We start from the raw sequence: 20018 nt of genomic DNA, 5'->3' as shown, positions 1-20018 counted from the left end.
TCACCGCCACCACCACCCCCCGCGGCGTCACCTGGCACACCTAGCTGCCCCGCGCTGTCCTGAGGTGCGACGAAGGAGCCTCGAAGGGCCCCGCACCCGGCCCCCACGGACCGGGCCACAGGCACGCCCACACTCCCTGGGACACGCAAGAGGCCCCCCGCTCCGATGGAGCGAGGGGCCGATCTCTGCTGTGTCCGAGGGGGGACTTGAACCCCCATGCCCTAATACGGGCACTAGCACCTCAAGCTAGCGCGTCTGCCAATTCCGCCACCCGGACGAGTGGTGCATTCCGGTGGCTGGGGGCCACCGGGGCAACGACGTGAAACTTTACACGCGGATGACCGGAGTGCGAAATCCGGTTCGACGGCGAGATCGCGCGGCTCGTGCGCCGCTCACCCAGGTGTCTGCGCCGCCTCCTCGGCGGCCCCCACGTAGAGGCAGAAAGGATGGCCGGAGGGGTCGATGATGACGCGCACGCCGAGCTGCGGCTGGTGCTCCGCGACGTGCCCGCCGAGCCGCTGGGCGGCGGCCACAGCGGCATCGAGATCGGAGACCTCGATGTCGAGGTGCATCTGCATCTGCTGCTCCCCCGGCTGGGCCGGCCAGGCCGGCGGGGTGTGCTCGCGCTCGAGCTGGAAGCCGAGGTAGACCTTGCCCTGGTCCGGCGCGATGGTCGCCCAGTCCTCCTCGTCGGAGTGGATGCGCCACCCGAGGACCTCGGCGTAGAACCGTGCCAGTCCCCTCGGGTCGGGAGTGCCGAGCACGGTGCCGAGGTAGTCGTGGGGAGGTCGTCGTCCGGACAGCATGCGCTCCAGACTGCGTGAATCGGCGGCCAGACGCCAGCCGGGGGCCTACTGTGGGCCCGTGCTCGAGACCGTCACCGCGACCCGATTCGCCGTACCGCTGCGCGAAGGGGGCTCCCTCCCGGGGCTCGTCGAGGCCGACGACCTCGGGATGTACGTCGTCAAGTTCCGCGGCGCCGGACAGGGCGTCAAGGTCCTGGTCGCCGAGGTGGTCGTCGGTGAGATCGCCCGCGTGCTGGGCATCCCGGTCCCCCGCCTCGCCGTCGTCGACCTCCCGCGTGACATCGCCCGCTACGAGGCCGACGAAGAGGTCCAGGACCTCCTCACCGCCTCTCTCGGCACCAACCTCGGGCTGGACTACCTGCCCGGGTCCTTCGGCTACGACGGCAGCCGACCGGCGACCCCGGAGCAGGCGGCGCCGATCATCTGGCTCGATGCGTTCACCGCCAACATCGACCGGACGTGGGCCAACCCCAACCTGCTGGTCTGGGGCGGCCGGCCGTGGGTCATCGACCACGGGGCCGCGCTCTACTTCCACCACGCGTGGGCGCGACGGGCACCAGATGCCCAGCGGTTCGCCGAGCAGCGCTTCGACCCCTCGGACCACGTCCTCGGCGACCTCGTCGACGACGTGCGTCCGGCGCACGAGGACCTCGCCGCGCGGCTCGACGACTCGACGCTCGCTGCCGTCCTCGACCTCGTCCCCGACGCGTGGCTCGAGACGTCCGAGCAGCTCGCGACCCCGACCGACACCCGCCGGGCCTACCTCGAGCACCTGGTCGCCCGACGTGACCAGCCGGCTGCCTGGCTCCCCGGAGGTGCCCGATGACCCGCCTGCCCTACCAGTACGTCGTGCTGCGCTGCGTGCCGCGCGCGGAGCGCGAGGAGTTCATCAACGTCGGGATCGTCCTGCACAGCCAGGCCGGCGAGCACCTCGAGGCGGCCTTCGCCGTCGACCGCGACCGCCTGCGGGCCTTCGCCCCGGACCTCGACCTCGACGAGCTGGACGCCGCGCTGCGGACCGTCTGCGACGTCGCCGCAGGGCACGAAGGGGGCGGACGCCCACGTCTCGGGGACGACGGGCGACGGTTCGGCTGGCTGAGTGCCCCCCGCTCGACGGTCGTGCGGGGGGGACCGGTGCACAGCGGCCTCACCGACGACCCGGCGGCCGAGGTGCAGCGGCTCCTCGACCGCCTCGTGCGGTGAGCAGTTGACGCACGACGCGCACGTCCTAGGGTCGGGTTCATGGACCTCACCCGACCCACTGCACCAGCCCCCTACGACCTGCTCCCGGAGACCACCCCCTTCGAGGTGACGAGCGAGAGCTTCACCGACGGCGGCGAGCTCGCCGAGGCCCAGGTCTTCGACGACTGGGGCTTCTCCGGCGGCAACCGCAGCCCCCAGCTCAGCTGGAGCGGCGCGCCCGAGGGCACCAAGTCCTTCGCCGTCTCCTGCTTCGACCCCGACGCCCCGACGCCGGCGGGGTTCTGGCACTGGACGGTCGTCGGCCTCCCCGCCGGCACCACGTCCCTGCCCGAGGGCGCCGGGGCCGAGGGCGGGGCGCAGCTGCCCGAGGGTGCCTTCATGACGGCCACGGACTATGGCACCAAGGCCTTCGGCGGCGCGGCTCCGCCGGAGGGCGACGGTCCCCACCGGTACGTCTTCGCCGTGCACGCGCTCGACACCGACGACCTGGGCATCGACGACTCGGTCAGCTGCACGGTCGCGGCCTTCACCTACCTCCAGCACACGCTCGGTCGCGCGGTGATCACCGGCCTCTACACGGCCTGACCGGCCTCAGCGGACCCGCAGCTCCCAGACCGCGACGGCACCGGCCGCCGCGACGTTCAGCGAGTCCACGCCACCGGCCATCGGGATGGTGACCGTGACGTCCACGCGGCCGAGGGTGCGACGGGCCAGCCCGTCCCCCTCGGTCCCGAGGACGAGGGCGAGCCGCTCGGGGGCGTCGGCGGCGAGCTCGTCGAGCCCCACGGCATCGTCCGCCAGCGCCAGCGCGGCGACCGTGAACCCGGCGGCACGCAGGTCCTCGATCCCCGCGGGCCACGGCTCGACACGAGTCCACGGCACCTGGAAGACCGTCCCCATCGACACCCGGATCGCCCTGCGGTACAGCGGGTCCGCGCACCGGGGGGTGACGAGGACCGCGTCGGTCCCGAGTGCGGCGGCCGAGCGGAAGATCGCCCCGACGTTGGTGTGGTCGACGACGTCCTCGATGACGAGCACCCGGCGGGCACCGTCGAGGACGTCGGCGAGCGAAGGGAGCTCCGGCCGGTGCATCGAGGCCAGCGCCCCGCGGTGAAGGTTGTACCCGGTGATGCCCTCGATGACCTGCGCCGATCCGGTGTAGACCGGCACGCCGTCCGCCTCGGCCTGCTCGACGACGTCGGCGAGGTCGGTGAGCCAGCGCTCCCCCATGAGCAGCGCCCGCGGCCGGTGGCCGGCCGCCAGCGCCCGACGGATGACCTTCTCGCTCTCGGCGAGGTAGAGACCGCCCTCCGGCTCGAGGACGCGCCGCAGCTTGACGTCGGTGAGCCCGACGAAGTCGCGCAGGCGCTCGTCGGTCGGGTCGATGATGAGGATCGGCACAGGCGAAGGCTAGAGCAGCGCCCGGGCGATGACGCTCACGCTTGCGACGACGCAGAAGGCGAGGACCCCCCTTCGCACCGCCTCTGCCGGCATCCGGCGACGCAGCGGTCCCGCGAGGAGGTGGCCGACGACGACGAAGGGGATCCACAGCAGCCCGGTGCGCAGCTGCTCCCACGTCGCCTGCCCGGCCAGGGCCAGCCCGCCGATACCCATCACCGAACCGGCGATGAAGAAGACGGCGAGCGTCGAACGCAGCCGGTCAGGCGGCTCGTGGCGCAGGACGAGGGCGAGGAAGGGCCCGCCGATCGACGCGGCCGTCCCGGAGACTCCACTGATGGCACCCGCCGCCATCGCGCTCCCCCGCGTCAGCCGGATCTCGATGGCGACGACGGACGCGACCACGGTCACGAGGATGAGCACGCCCACGGCGAGGGCGATGGCGTCCGGGGAGGTCGACGCCACGACGAGCACGCCGATCGGGGTCGCGACCACGCGGGCGGCGACCGCCCAGCCGAGCGGCCGCCAGGCGATGTCCCGCGGCCCGCTCGCGAGCTGCACGACGGGCAGGACGAAGGAGCACACGAGGAGGGCGACCGGCATGAGCTCCGGTCGCAGGACGACGACGAAGGGGGCCGACACGACGGCGATCCCGAAGCCGATGGAGGACTGGACGAAGGAGCCGCAGAGGACGACCAGCCCCAGGGTCAGGATGGTGGGGTCGAGCCAGTCCGTCACGGGAAGAACACGAACTTCACGAGCCCGGCGACGCCGACGACGACGATGACCGCGCGCAGGGCGTTGGGCGGCAGGCGCCGGCCGTACCGTGCGCCGAGCACGCCACCCAGGAGGGCGCCGACGCCGACGAGGGCGGCGATGCGCCAGTCGATGAGCTCGGGCGCGGTGACGATGAAGACGAGCGAGCCGACGGCGTTGACGATCATCCCGAGCACGTTCTTCAGGCCGTTGAGCGTCTGGAGGGGTTCGGTCGACAGGGCCGACAGCAGCCCGATGAGGATGACCCCCTGGGCGGCACCGAAGTAGCCGCCGTAGATGCCGGCGACGAGCACGCCGGCCATGAGGGCGACGAGGTGACCCCTCGGCATCCGTCCGCCGTCGTGGTGGTGCCGCTTGGACCAGGCCTGCAGCCTGGGTCCGGCGATCACGAGGACGATGCCGATCCCGATGAGCACCGGGACGATCGCCTCGAAGGCCTCGGGCGGCAGCCAGAGCAGCAGCACGGCCCCCAGGACCGCGCCGAGGACGGACATCGGCACCAGCTGGGCGACCCGCTTGCCCATCCCCTTCAGCTCGGGGAGGTAGCCGATGGACCCGCTCACGCCGCCAGCGACGAGCCCGACGGAGTTGGAGACGTTGGCCGTCACGGCGGGCGTCCCGAGGGCGAGGAGCACCGGGAAGGTCACGAGCGTGCCCGACCCGACGAGGGTGTTGATGCCACCGGCCCACACTCCCGCGAGGACCACGGCACCCATCTCTACCCACGACACCCGGACACCCTAGATGGGCGGTACCGGGCGTCGCGCGGTGGGCCTCGGACCGAGGATCAGCGCGTGGTGTCGGGGCCCTCGACGGGTGGCGTCGGGTCCTCGGGGAGCGCCGGCGCAGGAGGCGCCTGGGGCAGCCGGACGCCCGGGCCCTGGGCGGGCTGGACCCGTGAGGCCGGGGTCGCGTGCTCGGTCGCCTCGCGGCTGGCCTGGCCGGCCTGGCCGCGTGCCTCGGCGAGCGCCTGCGCAGGGTCCTCGAGCGTGGTCTCCCCGAAGGCATTGCCCTCCTCCGGGCCCGGGTCGACCCAGTCCTCCGCGTCGAGCCCGCCGTCGGGGCCCCCGTCGGACTGGCCCAGCGCTCCCCCGATGCCCCGCAGGGCGTCGGTGAGCTCGCTCGGGATGATCCACATCTTGTTGCTGTCTCCTTGGGCGATCTGCGGGAGGACCTGCAGGTACTGGTAGGCGAGCAGCTTCTGCGTCGGCTTGCCGCGGTGGATGGCGTCGAAGACCTGCTTGATGGCCCGGGACTGGCCCTGCGCCTCCAGGACACGCGCCTGGGCCGAGCCCTCGGCCCGCAGGATCTGCGCCTGCTTCTCCCCCTCCGCGGTGAGGATCTGCGACTGCTTGAAGCCCTCCGCGTTGAGGATGGCCGCGCGCCGGTCCCGCTCGGCCTTCATCTGCTTCTCCATCGACTCCTGGATCGACATCGGCGGGTCGATCGCCTTGAGCTCGACGCGGTTGACGCGGATGCCCCAGCGACCGGTCGCCTCGTCGAGCGCGCCGCGCAGCTGGCCGTTGATCTGGTCGCGGCTGGTGAGCGTCTGCTCGAGGTCGAGCGAGCCGATGACATTGCGCAGCGTGGTGACGGTGAGCTGCTCGATGCCCTGGATGAAGTTGGCGATCTCGTACACGGCGCTCTTGGCGTCGATCACCGTGTAGTAGATGACCGTGTCGATGTTGACGACGAGGTTGTCCGAGGTGATGACCGGCTGCGGCGGGAAGCTCACGACCTGCTCGCGCAGGTCGATGCTTGCGCGCACCTTGTCGACGAAGGGCACGAGGATGTGGATGCCGCCCTCGAGGGTGCGGCTGTAGCGGCCCAGTCGCTCGATGATGAGCGCGGTCTGCTGCGGCACGATGCGCACCGTCTTGAAGAGGATGACGAGCGCGAAGACGAGCAGCGCCGCCAGGAAGATCAGGATGCCGCTGGGCATGTCGGTCCTTTCGTCGGGTGGGACGCTCTGCGTGCCTTCACGCGCTGGGTGCTCGGGTGACGATGGCGGTCGCGCCGTCGATGGACACGACCCGGACCTCCTCGCCGGGCTCGCAGGGCGCCTGCCCGGGGGGCACCCGGGCGCTCCAGGTCTCGCCGGCGAGACGGACGCGTCCGTCGGTGTCGGTCACCGTCTCGAGGACGCGGGCGGTGCGACCCGCGAGCGCGCGGGAGCCGATGTCCTTGGAGGCCGCGGGGTCGGTGAACTGACGTTGGACGATCGGGCGCACGACGGCGATCAGGAGGAGCGCGACGACGACGGCCAGGACGATCTGCACGGCGAGCGGCGCCCCGAGCGCGGCGGCCAGGGCACCGACGAGCGCACCACCGGTGAGCATGACGAAGACGAAGTCGACCGTGGCCGCCTCGATCGCGATGAGGACGAGGGCCAGACCCATCCAGACCAGCCAGAGGTTGTCTCCCAGGAAGTCCACGTCATCCCCCTTCGTCGCGTCGTGCCCTCATCATGCCCTGTCGCTCACTGGGTGCGGGCGCGTGCGGACCACCTGTTGCCGTGCTGCTCCAGGACGAGGTCGACCCCGAAGGTCTGCGACAGGTTGGCCTCCGTCAGGGTGATCTCGATCGGTCCCTGCGCGACGACCTCGCCCTCGCGGAGCAGGAGCACGTCGGTGAAGTGCGGCGGGATCTCCTCGACGTGGTGCGTGACCATGACGAGTGCCGGTGCCTCGAGGTCGCCGGCGATGACGCCCAGCCGGTGCACGAGGTCCTCGCGACCACCGAGGTCGAGACCCGCGGCCGGCTCGTCGAGGAGCATCAGCTCCGGGTCGGTCATGAGCGCGCGGGCGATCTGCACGCGCTTGCGCTCTCCCTCCGAGAGGGTGCCGTAGGTCCGGTCGACGAGGTGCCCGGCGCCGAGGGCGTCGAGCAACTCACGGGCCCGCTCGTGGTCCAGGCCGTCGTACGACTCCCGCCACCGGCCGACGACCCCCCAGGAGGCGGTCACGACGACGTCCGCGACGCGCTCGTCGCCCGGGATGCGCTCGGCCAGCGAGGCGGACGCCAGGCCGATGCGCGGACGCAGCTCGAAGACGTCGACGGCGCCCAGGACCTCCCCGAGGATCCCGACGACGCCGCGGGTCGGGTGCATGCGGGCCGAGGCCAGCTGGAGCAGCGTCGTCTTGCCGGCACCGTTGGGGCCGAGGACCACCCAGCGCTGGCCCTCCTCGACCTCCCAGTCGATGTCGCTGAGGAGGGTCGTCTCCCCGCGCACGACGGTGGCTCCGGCCAGGGCGAGGACGTCACTCATGCTCCGACCCTAACCGCCGCGAACTACCATCTGACAGATGCCCGAGCTGCCCGCCTCCGTCCGTGTCGCCCTGTGGGTCACGCACGCGTGGTCCGTCGGCTCGAGCCCTGCCCGCGCGGTCGAGCGGGCCCTGCCTGACGTCGACCACACCGAGGGGCTCGTGGAGCAGGTCGGCCTCTGGCACGACCTCGGGGAGGGAGCGCTCCTCGTCGCGCTCCCCGGCCCGGGTGACCTCGCCGGGCTCCCCCGCTGCGGACCGGTGGCCGCCGAGGCCGCCACCGTGGCCGGCGAGGCGCTCTACGTCGCCGGCATCGGCGGGATGCTCGTGCCGACGGTCTCGACCTACGGCTCGGCCGGCGCCCGGGGCCTGCGCATCGACTGGATGGCGCACGACGCCGACCCCGTGCCGCCGCACCGCGTCGAGGCCCTCGAGCTGTCCCAGCTGGAGCGCCATCTGCGGCGCCAGCTGCTCGAGTCGGTCACCGAGCTCGACGAGATCGGCGGCACCCCGTGGTCCGACGACCTCTCCCGCGACCTCGTCGACGAACGCCTCGGCACCGACTGGGCCCTGCCGGACGCCCTGCCGGACCGGGCGCGCCGGGTCATCGGCCTCGCCGGGACCGTCGCCGTCGCGACCGATCTGGGGCTGCAGGCGTCGGGGGCCGTCACGGCCGCGCACGACAACGCGCGCTCCGCCGCACTTCGCCGACTGGCCCGGGAGTGCGAGCGGACGCTCGCCGACGCGACCAACGCGGCCTGCGCCCAGCTGGCCGGGTGGGTGCCGAGCCGGTGACCCGCCGGCTGCGGACCGGCCGGATGACGCTCGTGCCGGCGACCGCGGCGCACCTCCCCTTCCTCGTCGAGCTCGACGCCGACCCCGAGGTCATGCGACACCTCACCGGTCGGGCGCGGACCGCCCGGGAGGCCAGGGAGTACTGGGCCCCGCGGCTGCCCGGCCCGATGTGGGTCGGGTACGTCGATGGGCGTCCCGTGGGGTGGTGGGCCCTGTGGCCGCGCGAAGGGGGGACCGCCGAGCTCGGCTACCGGCTCGCCCGGCGCGCGTGGCGGCAGGGCCTGGCCGTGGAGGGCTCCCGGGCCGTGCTGGACGACGGCTTCGCCGACCCCGCGCTGCGACTCGTGCGTGCCGAGACGATGTACGTCAACGCCGGGTCACGGGGCGTGATGCGTCGCCTCGGGATGCGGGAGGTGCGCGTCGAGGTCCGTCACTGGCCGGACCCGCTGCCCGGCGCGGAGCTCGGCGAGGTCGTCGCCGAGATGACCCGTCAGGAGTGGCCGAGCACGGCAGAGTAGACCTCGAGGGTGCGTTCGCCGATGCTGCCCCACGAGAAGTGCTCGACCGCCCGCTGCCGGCCGGCGCGACCCCGCTCGGCGGCACGGGCCGGGTCGGAGAGGGCGTCCGTGAGGGCGGCGACGAGGTCGCTCTCGAAGCGGTCGGCGTCGACGGGCGCCCCGGTCCCGTCCTGGACCTGCTCGATCGGGACCAGCCACCCGGTCCCCCCGTCGACGACGACCTCCGGGATCCCGCCCGTGGCCGTCGCGACGACGGGCAGCCCGCACGCCATCGCCTCGAGGTTGACGATGCCGAGCGGCTCGTAGACGGACGGGCAGGCGAAGACCGTGCCGGCCGTGAGCAGCGCGATGACCTCGGCCCGGGGGAGCATCTCGCGGATCCACACGACCCCGTCGCGCGACGCGCGCAGGTCGCTCATCAGCGCCTCGACCTCGGCGAGGATCTCGGGGGTGTCCGGCGCACCCGCGCACAGCACGAGCTGGACCTCGGGCGGCAGCTCGCGAGCCGCGCGCAGGAGGTGGGGCAGGCCCTTCTGCCGGGTGATCCGGCCGACGAAGACGACCGACGGACGGTCGGGGTCGACCCCGTGGCGTCGCACGACCTCCTCGTCGGGCTGCGCCCGCCACAGCTGCGCGTCGATCCCGTTGTGCACGACGTGGACCCGCTCGGGGTCGATCGAGGGGTAGCTGCGCAGGATGTCGGCCCGCATGCCGTGGCTGACGGCGATGACCCCGGCTGCCGCCTCGTAGGCGGTGCGCTCCACCCACGACGAGAGGGCATAGCCGCCGCCGAGCTGCTCGGCCTTCCACGGGCGCAGCGGCTCGAGGCTGTGCGCCGAGACGACGTGCGGCACGCCGTGCAGCAGCGAGGCGGTGTGGCCGGCGAAGTTGGCGTACCAGGTGTGGCTGTGCACGAGGTCCGCTCCCCCGCAGTCCGCCGCCATGGCCAGGTCGACGCCCATCGTCGTCAGGGCGGGGTTGGCCCCCACGAGGCCGGGCGGGTCGGGGTAGCCGGTCGTCCCCCCTTCGTCCCTGGGGTCGCCGAAGCAGCGCACGCGCACGTCGATGTCACCACGCTCCCGCAGGGCGCGGCTCAGCTCCGCGACGTGGACCCCGGCACCGCCGTAGACCGCCGGGGGGTACTCCTTGGACAAGATGTCGACGCGCACCCGCCCAGCGTAGGCCCGGAGGGACTAGGTTCGGCGGTGGAGCGAAGGGAGCACCGCATGGTCAAGCGTGGTCAGCCCAAGGTCCTGGCGATCGTCCTCGCCGGGGGCGAGGGCAAGCGCCTCATGCCCCTCACCGCGGACCGGGCGAAACCGGCCGTCCCCTTCGGGGGGATCTACCGCCTCGTCGACTTCGCGCTGAGCAATGTCGTCAACTCCGGGTACCCGAGGGTCATCGTCCTGACCCAGTACAAGTCGCACAGCCTCGACCGGCACGTGAGCCAGGCCTGGAACCTCGCCTCGCCGCTCGGTCACTACGTGGCCGCGGTCCCGGCGCAGCAACGTCGCGGCAAGAGCTGGTACACCGGCAGCGCGGACGCGATCTACCAGTCGCTCAACGCCATCACCGACGAGCGGCCCCACCTCGTCGTCGTCGTCGGCGCCGACCACGTGTACCGCATGGACTTCTCCCTCATGGTCGAGCAGCACCTGGACACGGATGCCGCGTGCACCGTCGCGGCGATCCGCCAACCGATCGCCATGTCCGACCAGTTCGGCGTGATGGAGGTCGGCGCCGACGGGCGCCGCATCACCGCCTTCCGCGAGAAGCCGACCGACCCGCAGGGACTGCCGGACGCGCCGCACGAGATCTTCGCGTCGATGGGCAACTACGTCTTCAGCACCGAGGCGCTCATGGACGCCGTGACCTCGGACTCCAACCACGGCGGCAGCAAGCACGACATGGGCGGGGACATCATCCCCTCCTTCGTCACCCAGGAGCGCGCCTACGCCTACGACTTCGCGGACAACGTCGTCCCCGGGTCCACCGACCGCGACCGGGGGTACTGGCGGGACGTGGGCACGCTCGACAGCTACTTCGATGCCCACCTCGACCTGACCTCGATCCATCCGGTCTTCAACCTCTACAACTACGACTGGCCGATCAACACCCTGCACGGCACCTACCCCCCGGCGAAGTTCGTCCACGGTGACGGCGAGCGGGCGGGTGGGGCCACGAACTCACTCGTCTCCCCGGGGGTGGTCGTCTCCGGTGGGCACGTGGACAACTCCGTCCTCTCCCCCGGGGTCTTCGTGCACAGCTACAGCCAGGTCCTCGACAGCGTCCTGCTCGACGGGGTCGACGTGGGGCGCCACGCCCAGCTGCGGCGCGTCATCATCGACAAGGGCGTGCGCCTGCCCGAGGGGATCCGGATCGGGCACGACCGCGAGGAGGACCGCGCCCGAGGGCTGCTCGTCACCGAGTCCGGGATCACGGTGGTCGGCAAGGGCCACGTCTTCGACCACTCCTAGACTGCGGGGCATGCCACGCACCCTCCCCGGCGACGGTCCGCTCGCCCTGGTCATGGACGTCGACAGCACCCTCATCCGGGACGAGGTGATCGAGCTCCTCGCGGAGCACGCGGGGACACGCGAGGAGGTCGCCGCCGTCACCGAGGCGGCGATGCGGGGCGAGCTGGACTTCGCGCAGAGCCTGCACGCGCGGGTCGCGACCCTCGAGGGCCTGCCCGTGGAGGTGCTCGACCGGGTCCGCAGCGCCGTGCGCCTCACCCCGGGCGCACGCACGCTCGTCACGACCCTCACCGAGGCCGGTCACACGGTCGGGATCGTCTCGGGCGGATTCACCGAGGTCGTCGACGACCTCGCCCGTGAGCTCGGCATCCCGTCGGTCCGTGCGAACCAGCTCGAGGTCGTCGACGGGCACCTCACCGGCCGCGTGCTCGGCGACGTCGTGGACCGCGCGGCCAAGGCCGAGTTCGTCATCCGCCTCGCCGCCAGTGCCGGCATCGACATGGACCGCACCGTGGCCGTCGGGGACGGCGCCAACGACCTGGACATGATGGCGGCCGCGCACCTCGGCATCGCCTTCTGCGCCAAGCCCGCGGTCCGCGAGCAGGCCGACGTCGCGATCGACGAGCCGGACCTACGTCTCGTCCTCGACGTCCTCGGCATCGACCCGCTTCCGCAGGCCGACGACGAAGGGGGCCACCCGCTCGCCTGAGCGTCCTTCGAGACGGTCGCTTCGCGACCTCCTCAGGGAGCGGGGCGCGGGGGCGCGGAGCGCGGGGGCGCGGAGCGGGGGCGGAGCGGAGCGCGTGGAGCGGAGCGCGGGGGCGCGGGGCGGGAAGGCGGTCGAGCCTCAGATGCCCATCGCGTGGACGCCGCCGTCCACGTGCAGGATCTCGCCGGTCGTGGCGGGGAACCAGTCGGACAGCAGCATCGTGCAGGCCTTCGCGGTCGGTACCGGGTCGTTGACGTCCCAGCCCATCGGTGCGCGGCCGTCCCAGGACTCCTCGAACTGCTCGAAGCCGGGGATCGACTTCGCGGCGGTCGTGCGGATCGGGCCGGCGGCGACGAGGTTGCAGCGGACCCCCTTCGGCCCGAGGTCACGCGCGAGGTAGCGGTTGGTCGACTCGAAGGCGGCCTTGGCCACGCCCATCCAGTCGTAGACCGGCCAGGCGAAGCTCGCGTCGAAGGTCAGGCCCACGACGGAGCCACCCTCGGTCATCCGCGGCAGCGCGGCGACGGCCAGGGCCTTGAGCGAGTACGCCGAGACGTGGACCGCGGTCGAGACGTCCTCCCACGACGCGTCGAGGAAGTTGAAGGCCCCCTCGGGCGCGAAGCCGATGGAGTGCAGGACACCGTCGAGGCGCTCGGCGTGCTCACCGATGCGGTCGGCGAGGGCGGCGAGGTCCTCCTCGCTCGTGACGTCGAGCTCGATGACGGGCGCCTCCTGCGGGAGCCGCTTGGCGATGGTCCTGGTGATCTTCATCGTCCGGCCGAAGCTCGTGAGGATGACCTGCGCGCCCTGCTCCTGCGCGAGCTTGGCGACGTGGAAGGCGATCGACGACTCCATGAGGACGCCGGTGATGAGGAAGGTCTTGCCGGTGAGCATCTGCTGGTGCCTTTCGTGCTGCGCGGAGGATGGGCTGTTGGGGCTCACTCAGTGGCCCATGCCGAGGCCACCGTCGACGGGGATGACCGCGCCGGAGATGTAGGACGCCTCGTCGGAGGCGAGGAAGGCGACGGCGGCGGCGACCTCGTCGCCCTGGCCGTAGCGACGTGCGGGGATGGCGCTCTCGTACTCGGCGCGGGTCTTCTCGGGCAGCTCGGCCGTCATGTCGGTCTCGATGAAGCCAGGGGCGACGACGTTGGCGGTGATCCCTCGGGCGCCGAGCTCGCGGGTCATCGAGCGCGCCATGCCGACGAGGCCCGCCTTGGAGGCGGCGTAGTTGGACTGGCCCGGCGACCCGTAGAGCCCGACGACGCTGGAGATCATGATGACCCGACCGAAGCGGGCCTTGACCATGGCGGTCGCGGCCCGGCGGACGCACCGGAAGGTCCCGTGCAGGTTGGTGTCGACGACCGCGGAGAAGTCGTCGTCGGACATGCGCATGAGCAGCGTGTCCTTGGTGATCCCGGCGTTGGCGACGAGCACCTCGATGTCACCGCCGAGCAGCTCCTTGGCCGCGGCGAAGGCCGCGTCCACCGAGTCGCTGTCGGTGATCTCGCAGGCGACGACGTCGAGTCCGTCGACCGCGTCACCCGACCTCGAGGTCACGACGACCCGGTGGCCGTCCGCCTGCAGCCGGCGGGCGATGGCCTCGCCGATCCCTCGGTTGCCTCCCGTGACGAGCACTCGCCGCGATGTCATCCCACTCCCGTCGTCGCTGGACCGGATGTGCCTCCGGTCACCTCGGCTCCGACGCTAGAGCACTACCGCCCGGTACGCGGAGTCCTCCCCGCCCCGCGGGACCCGCTCACGGGCCCGCGGCGTACCCTGAAGACGTGTCCCACGTCCCCGTCCAGTCCGTCACGACGGCCCCGATCTCGCTGCACGACGAGCAACGCGGCCGGATGCGTCAGTACCTCATGACGATGGCGCTGCGCACGGTGTGCTTCGTAGGGGCCTACTTCTTCGAGGGCTGGCTGCGCTGGACCTGCGTCCTGCTCGCGGTGGTCCTGCCCTACGTCGCGGTCGTCCTCGTCAACGCGGTCAACACGCGCGACGTCGACCCGGACGCCAGCCTGCGGACCTCCGACGCGCCCCGCCAGCTCGGGCCGCGATGAGCGAGCCCGACCTCGTGTGCAGCCGCAAGGCGTGCCGCGCCGCGGCGACCCGGGCGGTCCTGTGGCGCAACCCCCGCATCCACGACGAGTCCCGCCGCAAGGTCTGGTTGGCCTGCGACGAGCACGAGAGCGTCCTGCAGGAGCACCTGTCGGTCCGCGGGTTCCCCGTGACCACGTGCGCCCTCGACGAGATCCCGGCCGACGCGGGCTGATGCTGCGCCGTGCCCTCACCCCGAGGTGGCTCGGGTGGTTCTCCCTCGTCCTCCTCGTCTCGCTCGCATGCGTCTGGCTCGGCCAGTGGCAGTGGGGCAAGTACGAGGACCGCTCCGCGCGCGCCGACCGGATCACCGAGCACTACGAGGCCGAGCCGGTCCCGGTGGCCGACGTCCTCACTGCGGCACCGGTCGGGGTCGACGACGAGTGGACGCGGGTGAGCGCCACCGGCGAGTACCTCGCCGACGAGCAGCTCCTCGTGCGCAACCGTCCGCTCGACGGGACGTACGGCTACGAGGTGCTCGTCCCCCTTCGCCTCGGTGACGGGGACGTCCTCGTCGTCGACCGGGGCTGGGTCCCCAACAGCCCGAAGGGGGCCGACGTCGCCCCCGAGGTCCCAGCCGTCCCCTCCGGGGAGGTGACCGTGACCGGGTGGGTGCGCCTCGGCGAGGCGAGCCTGGGCCGGGACCTGCCCGCCGGACAGGTCGCGAGCATCAACCTCGACGAGGTGTCCGAGCAGGTCGACGGGCAGGTGCTCGGCGCCTACCTCGAGCTGCAGCAGGAGTCCCCGGAGGGCGAGCGCCCCGAGCCGCTCGAGGTGCCGGACACCGACACCGGGCCGCACCTGGCCTACGCCATCCAGTGGTGGCTCGTGATCCCGGCACTGTGGGTCTTCGTGGTCGTCGCGCTGCGCCGCGAGGCGCAGGAGGCCGACCCGTCCACCCCCCGCCCCAGGAAGGTGCGCATCTGGGACGAGGAGGACGGCTGAGCCGTCAGCCCACCTCGATCGGCTCCTCGCTCTCCGCGTACTGCGTGGTGTAGAGGTCGGCGTAGACGCCGCCCCGGGCGATGAGCTCGGCGTGCCGGCCTCGCTCGACGACGCGCCCGTCGTCGACGACGAGGATCTGGTCCGCCTTGCGGATCGTCGAGAGCCGGTGCGCGATGACGATCGCCGTGCGCCCCTCGAGCGCGGTGTCGAGCGCCCGCTGCACGGCCACCTCCGACTCGCTGTCCAGGTGCGCCGTCGCCTCGTCGAGGATGAGCACGGCGGGTGACTTCAGCAGCAGCCGGGCGATGGCGAAGCGCTGCTTCTCGCCGCCGGACAGGCGGTGGCCCCGGTCCCCCACGACGGTGTCGAGGCCGGCGGGCAACGAGTGCACGAGGTGGCCGATGCGCGCGGCCTCGAGGGCCGCCCACATCTCCTCCTCGGTCGCGTCCGGCTTGGCGTAGGCGAGGTTGCCGCGCAGGGTGTCGTGGAAGAGGTGTGCCTCCTGGGTGACCATCCCGACCGTGTCGGCGACCGACTCCAGGGTGGCCTCGCGCAGGTCGACGCCGCCGATCCGCACGGCTCCCTGCGTCGGGTCGTAGAAGCGGGTGACGAGCGAGGTGATCGTGCTCTTGCCGGCGCCGCTCGGGCCGACGAGCGCCACGAGCTGGCCGGGCTCGGCGCGGAAGGTCACGCCCTGCAGCACCGGGCCGCCCTCCTCGCGGTCACCGGTCGTCGCGCCCTCGAGGGAGCGCAGCGAGATGGTGTCCGCACCGGGGTAGGTGAAGTGCACGTCGTCCAGCTCGACGGCCAGGGCCTCGCCCTCCGGGAGCCGTCGGGCGTCCTCGGTCTCGACGATGCTCGAGGGCATGTCGAGCAGCTCGAAGAGGCGGGCGAAGGAGACCAGCGCGGTGAGCACGTCGACGTGCACGTTGGAGATCGCGGTGAGCGGCCCGTAGAGCCGCGCGAGCAGGGCCGCGAGGGCGAGGAGCGTGCCGACGGTGAGCCCGCCCTCGACGGCCATGAGGCCACCGACGCCGTAGACCATGGCCGTCGCGAGGGAGGCGAGGGCGGTGAGCATGACGAAGAAGAGGGCGCGGTTGACGGCGATCCGCACACCGATGTCCCGCACGCGCGCGGCCCGCAGGTCGTACTGCTCGATCTCCCGGGCCGGCTGGCCGAAGATCTTCACGAGCAGCGCGCCGGCGACGTTGAACCGCTCGGTCATCTGCGTGCCGAGGTCGGCGTTGAGGTTCATCTGCTCCGAGGACAGACCGGCGAGACGCCGGCCCATGAGCTTGGCGGGGACGATGAAGAAGGGCACGAGGGCCAGCGCCGCGAGGGTCAGCTGCCACGAGAGCGTGAGCATCGCGCCGATGATGAGCACGAGCGAGATGACATTGCTGACGACCGAGGACAGCACGGTCGTGAAGGCCTGCTGGGCGCCGATGACGTCGCTGTTGAGCCGGCTGACCAGGGCCCCGGTCTGGGCGCGGGTGAAGAAGGCGATGGGCTGACGGAGCACGTGCGAGAAGACCTCGGTGCGCAGCAGGTGGATCAGCCCCTCACCGATGCGCGCGGAGAACCACCGCTGCGCGAGGGTCGTGACTGCCTCGACGACCGCGATGAGCGCGACGAGCAGCGCCAGCGTCACGACGACGCGGCGGTCCTGCGGTGTCACCCCGTCGTCGATGAGGCGCTGCAGGAGCAGCGGCACGGCGACGACCGTGAGCGAGCCGACCGCGACGAGCGCGAGGAAGGCCGCGATCGTGCGCTTGAAGGGTGTGGCGTAGCCCAGGACCCGTCGGGCCGTGCCGGGCGGGAGGGGTGTCCCCTTCGCGCTCTCGCCGTGGCTCATCGACTGCATGAGTCCCCAGGCGCTGTTCATCATCATCTGCTGCTCCTCGTCGTCCGGGGACGACAACCGCCCGGGCGCCTGCGGGATTCCCCCGCACCCCCAGTGTGCGCGGTTCAGCCCAGGACGCGGCGCAGGACGAGTCGTGCGACGGCGCCGGTGTCCGCGAGCCCGCCGGGGACGAAGGGGGCGCCCGCCGCCCGGGCGAGCGCGGCCACCTTGTCGTGGAGCACGCCCTCGGCGAGGGTCGCGGGCACGACGACCCGACCGCTCGCCGCGCCGGCGCGGGGGGCGGCGAGCGTCATCGTGAGCCACCCCGGGCGAGGGTGGGCGTCCAGGAGCGTGCGGATGCTCTGCCCGGCCTGCCCGGAGCTGGACCCGCCGGCGACGAGCAGCACCGCGGCGTCGGCGTCGTGGCCGGCCGCGCGCAGGCGCTCCTCGACGGCGAGCAGGAGGAGCGGGTCGCCGCCCAGTGCCGGCGCGACGCGCACGGGCGCCCCGCCGGCGCCGAGGGCCCGCGCGGCTGCGGGGACGTCGACGCGGGCGTGGAAGGCGGGGGTGATGAGCATCGGCAGGAGGGTGACCTCGTCGGTCAGCTCCGCACCCAACTCGTGCGGTTGCGGATGGTCGTGCTCGAGGTAGACCAGTCGGGTCGCGCCCCGACCCATCGCCTCGAGCGGGGCCTCGACGCGTTGCCGCAGTCGCTCGAGGGTGCTGGCGTGCCGCGGGTCCGGGGACCCGTGTGCCAGCAGGACGGTCGTCACGGACCGACCATCACGTGTGCAGCCCGCACTCCACCTTGTCCGTGCCGGACCAGCGTCCGGCGCGCGCGTCCTCGCCCTCGGCGACGGGTCGGGTGCACGGGGCGCAGCCGATGGAGGCGTATCCGCTCTGGCGAAGGGGGTTGAGGAAGACCGACTGCTCGGCCGCGTACTGGTCGACGTCGTCCTGGGTCCAGCCCGCGATCGGGTTGAGCTTGACCATGGCGCGCTTGTCGTCCCAGCCGACGACGGTGATGTCCGTGCGCGTCGGGGCGTCCTCGCGCCGCATGCCGGTGACCCACGCGTCGTGCTCCTCGAGGGCACGGTCGAGCGGCTCGACCTTGCGCATCGCGCAGCACAGGTTGGGGTCGCGGTCGTGCAGCCGGGGGCCGTGCTCCGCGTCCTGCTCGGGGACGGTGAGCTTCGGGTAGATGGTGCGCAGCCGGATCGGCAGCATGGCCTCGTAGGCGTCCCGCGTCCCGATCGTCTCCGCGAAGTGGTAGCCGGTGTCGAGGAAGAAGACGTCGGCGTCCTGCAGTGTCGTGCCGACGAGGTGGACGAGCACCTCGTCGCCCATCGAGCTGGCGACGGTCAGGCCGGCGCCGAAGGTCTCGTGGGCCCAGGCCAGCGCCTGACGGCCCAGCTCGACCCTCCCTTCGTGCGTGTCGCCGAGCTCGCGCTCGAGCGCGGCGAAACGCTCCTCGCCGGCTCGGGCGAGCTCCTGCAGACGGTCGGTCGAGATGGTGCTCGTCATCGGATGTCGTCCTCCTCGGCGCGCCGGACCCACAGGCGGAAGGGCTCGCCCTCCTCGCGCTGGGCGAGGTAGGTGCGGGCCAGCCGCTCGATGTAGTCGGGCAGGTCGTCGCCGCGGACCTTCAGCGCGCGGGTCTTGCGCGCCAGTGCGGTGTCCTCGGCGAGGGCACCACCGAGGTGCACCTGGAAGACCTCCTCGTGGGAGCCGTCCTCCTTCTTCTCGAGCATGCCCTTCAGGCCCACGTCGGCGACCTGGCTGCGGGCGCAGCTGTTGGGGCAGCCGTTGAAGTGGATGCTGAAGGGGACGTCGATGTCGAGGCGCTTCTCGAGCTCCTCGACGGTCCAGCGGGCCCGGTTCTTGGTGTCGGTGAGGGCGAGCTTGCAGAACTCCAGGCCGGTGCAGGCCAGGACGTTGCGGCGCCACTCGCTCGGGAAGACCTCGAGGTCGAGGTCCTTGAGGTCGACGGCCAGCTGCTCGGACCGCTCGGGCTCGACGTCGAGCACGAGGACCTTCTGGTGCGGGGTGAAGCGGATGCGCTCGCTGCCCGCGGCCTCGGCGAGCTCGGCCAGCCGGGTGAGCTTGGTGCCCGTCATGCGACCGGCGATGGGGGCCGCGCCGACCCACACCCGGCCGTCCTGCTGCTCGTGGATGCCCACGTGGTCACGGCGGCTGCCGGGGGCCGCGACCGCCTCGGGCCCGTCGGGCAGGGCCCGGCCGAGGTAGTCCCGCTCGAGGACCTGACGGAACTTCTCCGGCCCCCAGTCGGCCATGAGGAACTTCAGCCGCGCCTTGTTGCGCAGCCGGCGGTAGCCGTGGTCGCGGAAGATCGAGGTGACGCCGTGCCAGACCGCCGGGACGTCCTCGAGGGAGACCCAGACGCCGAGCCGCTGGGCGAAGATCGGCTTGACCGAGAGGCCACCGCCGACCCACACATCGAAGCCCGGGCCGAGCTCGGGGTGCACGACGCCGACGAAGGAGATGTCGTTGATCTCGTGGGCGATGTCGAGGTGCGGCGAGCCCGAGATCGCCGTCTTGTACTTGCGCGGGAGGTTGGAGAACTCGGGGCTGCCGATGTACTGGCGCTTGATGATGTCCATCGCCGGCGTGCCGTCGATGATCTCGTCCTTGTCGATGCCGGCGACCGGCGAGCCGAGCATGGTGCGCGGGCAGTCGCCGCAGGCCTCGGTCGTCGACAGTCCCACGGACTCCAGGCGACGCCAGATCTCGGGGACGTCCTCGATGCGCACCCAGTGCAGCTGGATGTTCTGCCGGTCGGAGATGTCGGCGGTGTCCCGGGCGAACTCGGTGCTGATGCCCGCGATGGTGCGCAGCTGCTCGGTGCTCACCCGGCCGCCGTCGCTGCGCACGCGCATCATGAAGTACTCGTCGTCGAGGCCGTCCTCACCCGTGTGGGTGCCGTCGAGCCCCTGCTTGCGCTGCGTGTACAGGCCCCACCAGCGGAAGCGACCGCTGAGGTCGTCCGGGGCGATCGAGGCGAAGCCACCCTCGGCGTAGACGTCCTCGATGCGCGCGCGCACGTTGAGCGCGTCGTCCTCCAGCTTGAACTCCTCGTTGTGGTTCAACGGGGTGCGGTCGCCGTCGGCCCAGGCGCCGTTGGACTTGCTGCGGGTGGGGCGGGTGGTCACAGTCA

The 20018-nt window shown here is 72.3% G+C and carries 24 protein-coding genes and 1 tRNA gene; 10 read left to right on the top strand and 15 right to left on the bottom strand.

Features of this window, described 5'->3' with window-relative positions; all coding sequences use genetic code 11:
- Positions 1-191: 191 nt before the first annotated feature.
- Positions 192-277: transfer RNA gene (locus ABC138_RS12345), tRNA-Leu, on the bottom strand.
- Between the two features lie 115 nt (positions 278-392).
- On the bottom strand, positions 393-806 hold the full coding sequence (locus tag ABC138_RS12340) for a VOC family protein (protein WP_068421410.1): 414 nt from the start codon (positions 804-806) through the stop codon (positions 393-395).
- Between the two features lie 58 nt (positions 807-864).
- On the opposite strand from ABC138_RS12340, the gene ABC138_RS12335 reads away from it, so the two are divergent.
- Genes ABC138_RS12335 through ABC138_RS12325 form a run of 3 tightly spaced genes read left to right on the top strand, consistent with a single transcriptional unit; the run spans position 865 to position 2594 of the window.
- Positions 865-1632, top strand: coding sequence for a HipA family kinase (locus ABC138_RS12335; RefSeq protein ID WP_345913835.1), 768 nt, complete (start codon positions 865-867; stop codon positions 1630-1632).
- The gene (locus ABC138_RS12330; RefSeq protein ID WP_345913834.1) at positions 1629-2009 is read left to right on the top strand and encodes a DUF3037 domain-containing protein; all 381 of its coding nucleotides are present in this window, start codon (positions 1629-1631) and stop codon (positions 2007-2009) included. The genes ABC138_RS12335 and ABC138_RS12330 overlap by 4 nt, the downstream gene beginning before the upstream one ends.
- 39 nt (positions 2010-2048) lie before the next feature.
- Complete coding sequence (locus ABC138_RS12325) at positions 2049-2594, top strand: YbhB/YbcL family Raf kinase inhibitor-like protein (RefSeq protein ID WP_068421401.1); 546 nt, start codon at positions 2049-2051, stop codon at positions 2592-2594.
- A 6-nt stretch (positions 2595-2600) separates the two neighbouring features.
- On the opposite strand, the gene ABC138_RS12320 is transcribed toward ABC138_RS12325, so the two are convergent.
- The 6 genes from ABC138_RS12320 to ABC138_RS12295 are packed head-to-tail and all read right to left on the bottom strand — an operon-like array spanning position 2601 to position 7452.
- On the bottom strand, positions 2601-3410 hold the full coding sequence (locus tag ABC138_RS12320; protein ID WP_345913833.1) for an RNA methyltransferase: 810 nt from the start codon (positions 3408-3410) through the stop codon (positions 2601-2603).
- A gap of 9 nt (positions 3411-3419) precedes the next feature.
- Positions 3420-4145, bottom strand: coding sequence for a sulfite exporter TauE/SafE family protein (locus ABC138_RS12315; protein ID WP_345913832.1), 726 nt, complete (start codon positions 4143-4145; stop codon positions 3420-3422).
- On the bottom strand, positions 4142-4915 hold the full coding sequence (locus ABC138_RS12310) for a sulfite exporter TauE/SafE family protein (protein ID WP_338538084.1): 774 nt from the start codon (positions 4913-4915) through the stop codon (positions 4142-4144). The genes ABC138_RS12315 and ABC138_RS12310 overlap by 4 nt, the downstream gene beginning before the upstream one ends.
- Before the next feature lie 56 nt (positions 4916-4971).
- On the bottom strand, positions 4972-6126 hold the full coding sequence (locus ABC138_RS12305; RefSeq protein WP_345913831.1) for an SPFH domain-containing protein: 1155 nt from the start codon (positions 6124-6126) through the stop codon (positions 4972-4974).
- 37 nt (positions 6127-6163) lie between these two features.
- Entirely contained in the window at positions 6164-6619 is a 456-nt protein-coding gene (locus ABC138_RS12300; protein ID WP_245634674.1) for an NfeD family protein, read from the bottom strand.
- A 44-nt stretch (positions 6620-6663) separates the two neighbouring features.
- The gene (locus tag ABC138_RS12295) at positions 6664-7452 is read right to left on the bottom strand and encodes an ABC transporter ATP-binding protein (protein WP_068323968.1); all 789 of its coding nucleotides are present in this window, start codon (positions 7450-7452) and stop codon (positions 6664-6666) included.
- Between the two features lie 37 nt (positions 7453-7489).
- Between ABC138_RS12295 and ABC138_RS12290 the strand changes: the two genes are divergently transcribed.
- Both ABC138_RS12290 and ABC138_RS12285 read left to right on the top strand, forming a co-directional pair.
- On the top strand, positions 7490-8245 hold the full coding sequence (locus tag ABC138_RS12290) for a hypothetical protein (RefSeq protein ID WP_345913830.1): 756 nt from the start codon (positions 7490-7492) through the stop codon (positions 8243-8245).
- Positions 8227-8763: a GNAT family N-acetyltransferase gene (locus tag ABC138_RS12285; protein ID WP_068323962.1), complete on the top strand. Its 537-nt coding sequence runs from the start codon at positions 8227-8229 to the stop codon at positions 8761-8763. Before ABC138_RS12290 ends, ABC138_RS12285 begins: the two co-directional genes overlap by 19 nt.
- On the opposite strand, the gene glgA is transcribed toward ABC138_RS12285, so the two are convergent.
- A complete protein-coding gene (gene glgA, locus ABC138_RS12280; RefSeq protein WP_345913829.1) occupies positions 8736-9932 on the bottom strand; it encodes a glycogen synthase in 1197 nt (398 codons plus the stop codon). The genes ABC138_RS12285 and glgA overlap by 28 nt on opposite strands.
- Positions 9933-9989: 57 nt before the next feature.
- Between glgA and glgC the strand changes: the two genes are divergently transcribed.
- Positions 9990-11240 (top strand): glucose-1-phosphate adenylyltransferase, encoded by a 1251-nt coding sequence (gene glgC, locus ABC138_RS12275; RefSeq protein ID WP_345913828.1) that lies wholly within the window; start codon positions 9990-9992, stop codon positions 11238-11240.
- A 10-nt stretch (positions 11241-11250) separates the two neighbouring features.
- Positions 11251-11949: a phosphoserine phosphatase SerB gene (serB, locus tag ABC138_RS12270; protein ID WP_068323952.1), complete on the top strand. Its 699-nt coding sequence runs from the start codon at positions 11251-11253 to the stop codon at positions 11947-11949.
- 138 nt (positions 11950-12087) lie between these two features.
- Here serB and fabI read toward each other — a convergent pair whose 3' ends face one another.
- Both fabI and fabG read right to left on the bottom strand, forming a co-directional pair.
- Entirely contained in the window at positions 12088-12843 is a 756-nt protein-coding gene (fabI, locus tag ABC138_RS12265) for an enoyl-ACP reductase FabI (RefSeq protein WP_068323893.1), read from the bottom strand.
- Positions 12844-12891: 48 nt separating this feature from the next.
- Positions 12892-13602, bottom strand: coding sequence for a 3-oxoacyl-ACP reductase FabG (gene fabG / locus ABC138_RS12260; protein ID WP_345913827.1), 711 nt, complete (start codon positions 13600-13602; stop codon positions 12892-12894).
- 134 nt (positions 13603-13736) lie between these two features.
- Here fabG and ABC138_RS12255 point away from each other — a divergent pair, with 134 nt between their 5' ends.
- From ABC138_RS12255 to ABC138_RS12245, 3 genes are read left to right on the top strand one after another with little or no spacing between them, the layout of a single operon-like run.
- Positions 13737-14018, top strand: a complete 282-nt coding sequence (locus ABC138_RS12255; protein WP_245634673.1) for a DUF3099 domain-containing protein — start codon at positions 13737-13739, stop codon at positions 14016-14018.
- Positions 14015-14230, top strand: a complete 216-nt coding sequence (locus tag ABC138_RS12250) for a hypothetical protein (RefSeq protein ID WP_068323887.1) — start codon at positions 14015-14017, stop codon at positions 14228-14230. Before ABC138_RS12255 ends, ABC138_RS12250 begins: the two co-directional genes overlap by 4 nt.
- On the top strand, positions 14230-15000 hold the full coding sequence (locus ABC138_RS12245) for an SURF1 family protein (RefSeq protein WP_345913826.1): 771 nt from the start codon (positions 14230-14232) through the stop codon (positions 14998-15000). Before ABC138_RS12250 ends, ABC138_RS12245 begins: the two co-directional genes overlap by 1 nt.
- Positions 15001-15004: 4 nt before the next feature.
- Here the strand turns inward: ABC138_RS12245 and ABC138_RS12240 are convergent, their stop codons facing one another.
- The 4 genes from ABC138_RS12240 to ABC138_RS12225 form a co-directional block, all read right to left on the bottom strand.
- Entirely contained in the window at positions 15005-16888 is a 1884-nt protein-coding gene (locus ABC138_RS12240; RefSeq protein ID WP_068323882.1) for an ABC transporter ATP-binding protein, read from the bottom strand.
- Positions 16889-16968: 80 nt separating this feature from the next.
- Positions 16969-17616, bottom strand: coding sequence for a CbiX/SirB N-terminal domain-containing protein (locus ABC138_RS12235; RefSeq protein WP_068323880.1), 648 nt, complete (start codon positions 17614-17616; stop codon positions 16969-16971).
- A 10-nt stretch (positions 17617-17626) separates the two neighbouring features.
- Positions 17627-18367 carry a phosphoadenylyl-sulfate reductase gene (locus tag ABC138_RS12230; RefSeq protein ID WP_345913825.1) on the bottom strand — a complete coding sequence of 247 codons (741 nt, stop codon included), beginning with the start codon at positions 18365-18367 and terminating at the stop codon, positions 17627-17629.
- Positions 18364-20013, bottom strand: coding sequence for a nitrite/sulfite reductase (locus ABC138_RS12225; RefSeq protein ID WP_345913839.1), 1650 nt, complete (start codon positions 20011-20013; stop codon positions 18364-18366). The genes ABC138_RS12230 and ABC138_RS12225 overlap by 4 nt, the downstream gene beginning before the upstream one ends.
- Between the last annotated feature and the right edge of the window lie 5 nt (positions 20014-20018).

This window comes from Janibacter sp. LM, from assembly GCF_039631275.1.
GTDB classification, from domain to species: domain Bacteria; phylum Actinomycetota; class Actinomycetes; order Actinomycetales; family Dermatophilaceae; genus Janibacter; species Janibacter terrae.
Note: the sequence above shows the minus strand (reverse complement) of the source record. Positions and strands in the feature narration are given on the sequence as shown.

Bases quoted from the DNA above. Each gene is read 5' to 3' on its own strand.
- ABC138_RS12250 (WP_068323887.1), top strand. From the start codon at position 14,015: ATGAGCGAGCCCGACCTCGTGTGCAGCCGCAAGGCGTGCCGCGCCGCG.
- ABC138_RS12325 (WP_068421401.1), top strand. From the start codon at position 2,049: ATGGACCTCACCCGACCCACTGCACCAGCCCCCTACGACCTGCTCCCG.
- ABC138_RS12245 (WP_345913826.1), top strand. From the start codon at position 14,230: ATGCTGCGCCGTGCCCTCACCCCGAGGTGGCTCGGGTGGTTCTCCCTC.
- fabI (WP_068323893.1), bottom strand. From the start codon at position 12,843: ATGCTCACCGGCAAGACCTTCCTCATCACCGGCGTCCTCATGGAGTCG.
- ABC138_RS12290 (WP_345913830.1), top strand. From the start codon at position 7,490: ATGCCCGAGCTGCCCGCCTCCGTCCGTGTCGCCCTGTGGGTCACGCAC.
- ABC138_RS12305 (WP_345913831.1), bottom strand. From the start codon at position 6,126: ATGCCCAGCGGCATCCTGATCTTCCTGGCGGCGCTGCTCGTCTTCGCG.
- ABC138_RS12340 (WP_068421410.1), bottom strand. From the start codon at position 806: ATGCTGTCCGGACGACGACCTCCCCACGACTACCTCGGCACCGTGCTC.
- ABC138_RS12240 (WP_068323882.1), bottom strand. From the start codon at position 16,888: ATGATGAACAGCGCCTGGGGACTCATGCAGTCGATGAGCCACGGCGAG.
- glgC (WP_345913828.1), top strand. From the start codon at position 9,990: ATGGTCAAGCGTGGTCAGCCCAAGGTCCTGGCGATCGTCCTCGCCGGG.
- serB (WP_068323952.1), top strand. From the start codon at position 11,251: ATGCCACGCACCCTCCCCGGCGACGGTCCGCTCGCCCTGGTCATGGAC.
- ABC138_RS12330 (WP_345913834.1), top strand. From the start codon at position 1,629: ATGACCCGCCTGCCCTACCAGTACGTCGTGCTGCGCTGCGTGCCGCGC.
- ABC138_RS12230 (WP_345913825.1), bottom strand. From the start codon at position 18,367: ATGACGAGCACCATCTCGACCGACCGTCTGCAGGAGCTCGCCCGAGCC.
- ABC138_RS12295 (WP_068323968.1), bottom strand. From the start codon at position 7,452: ATGAGTGACGTCCTCGCCCTGGCCGGAGCCACCGTCGTGCGCGGGGAG.
- fabG (WP_345913827.1), bottom strand. From the start codon at position 13,602: ATGACATCGCGGCGAGTGCTCGTCACGGGAGGCAACCGAGGGATCGGC.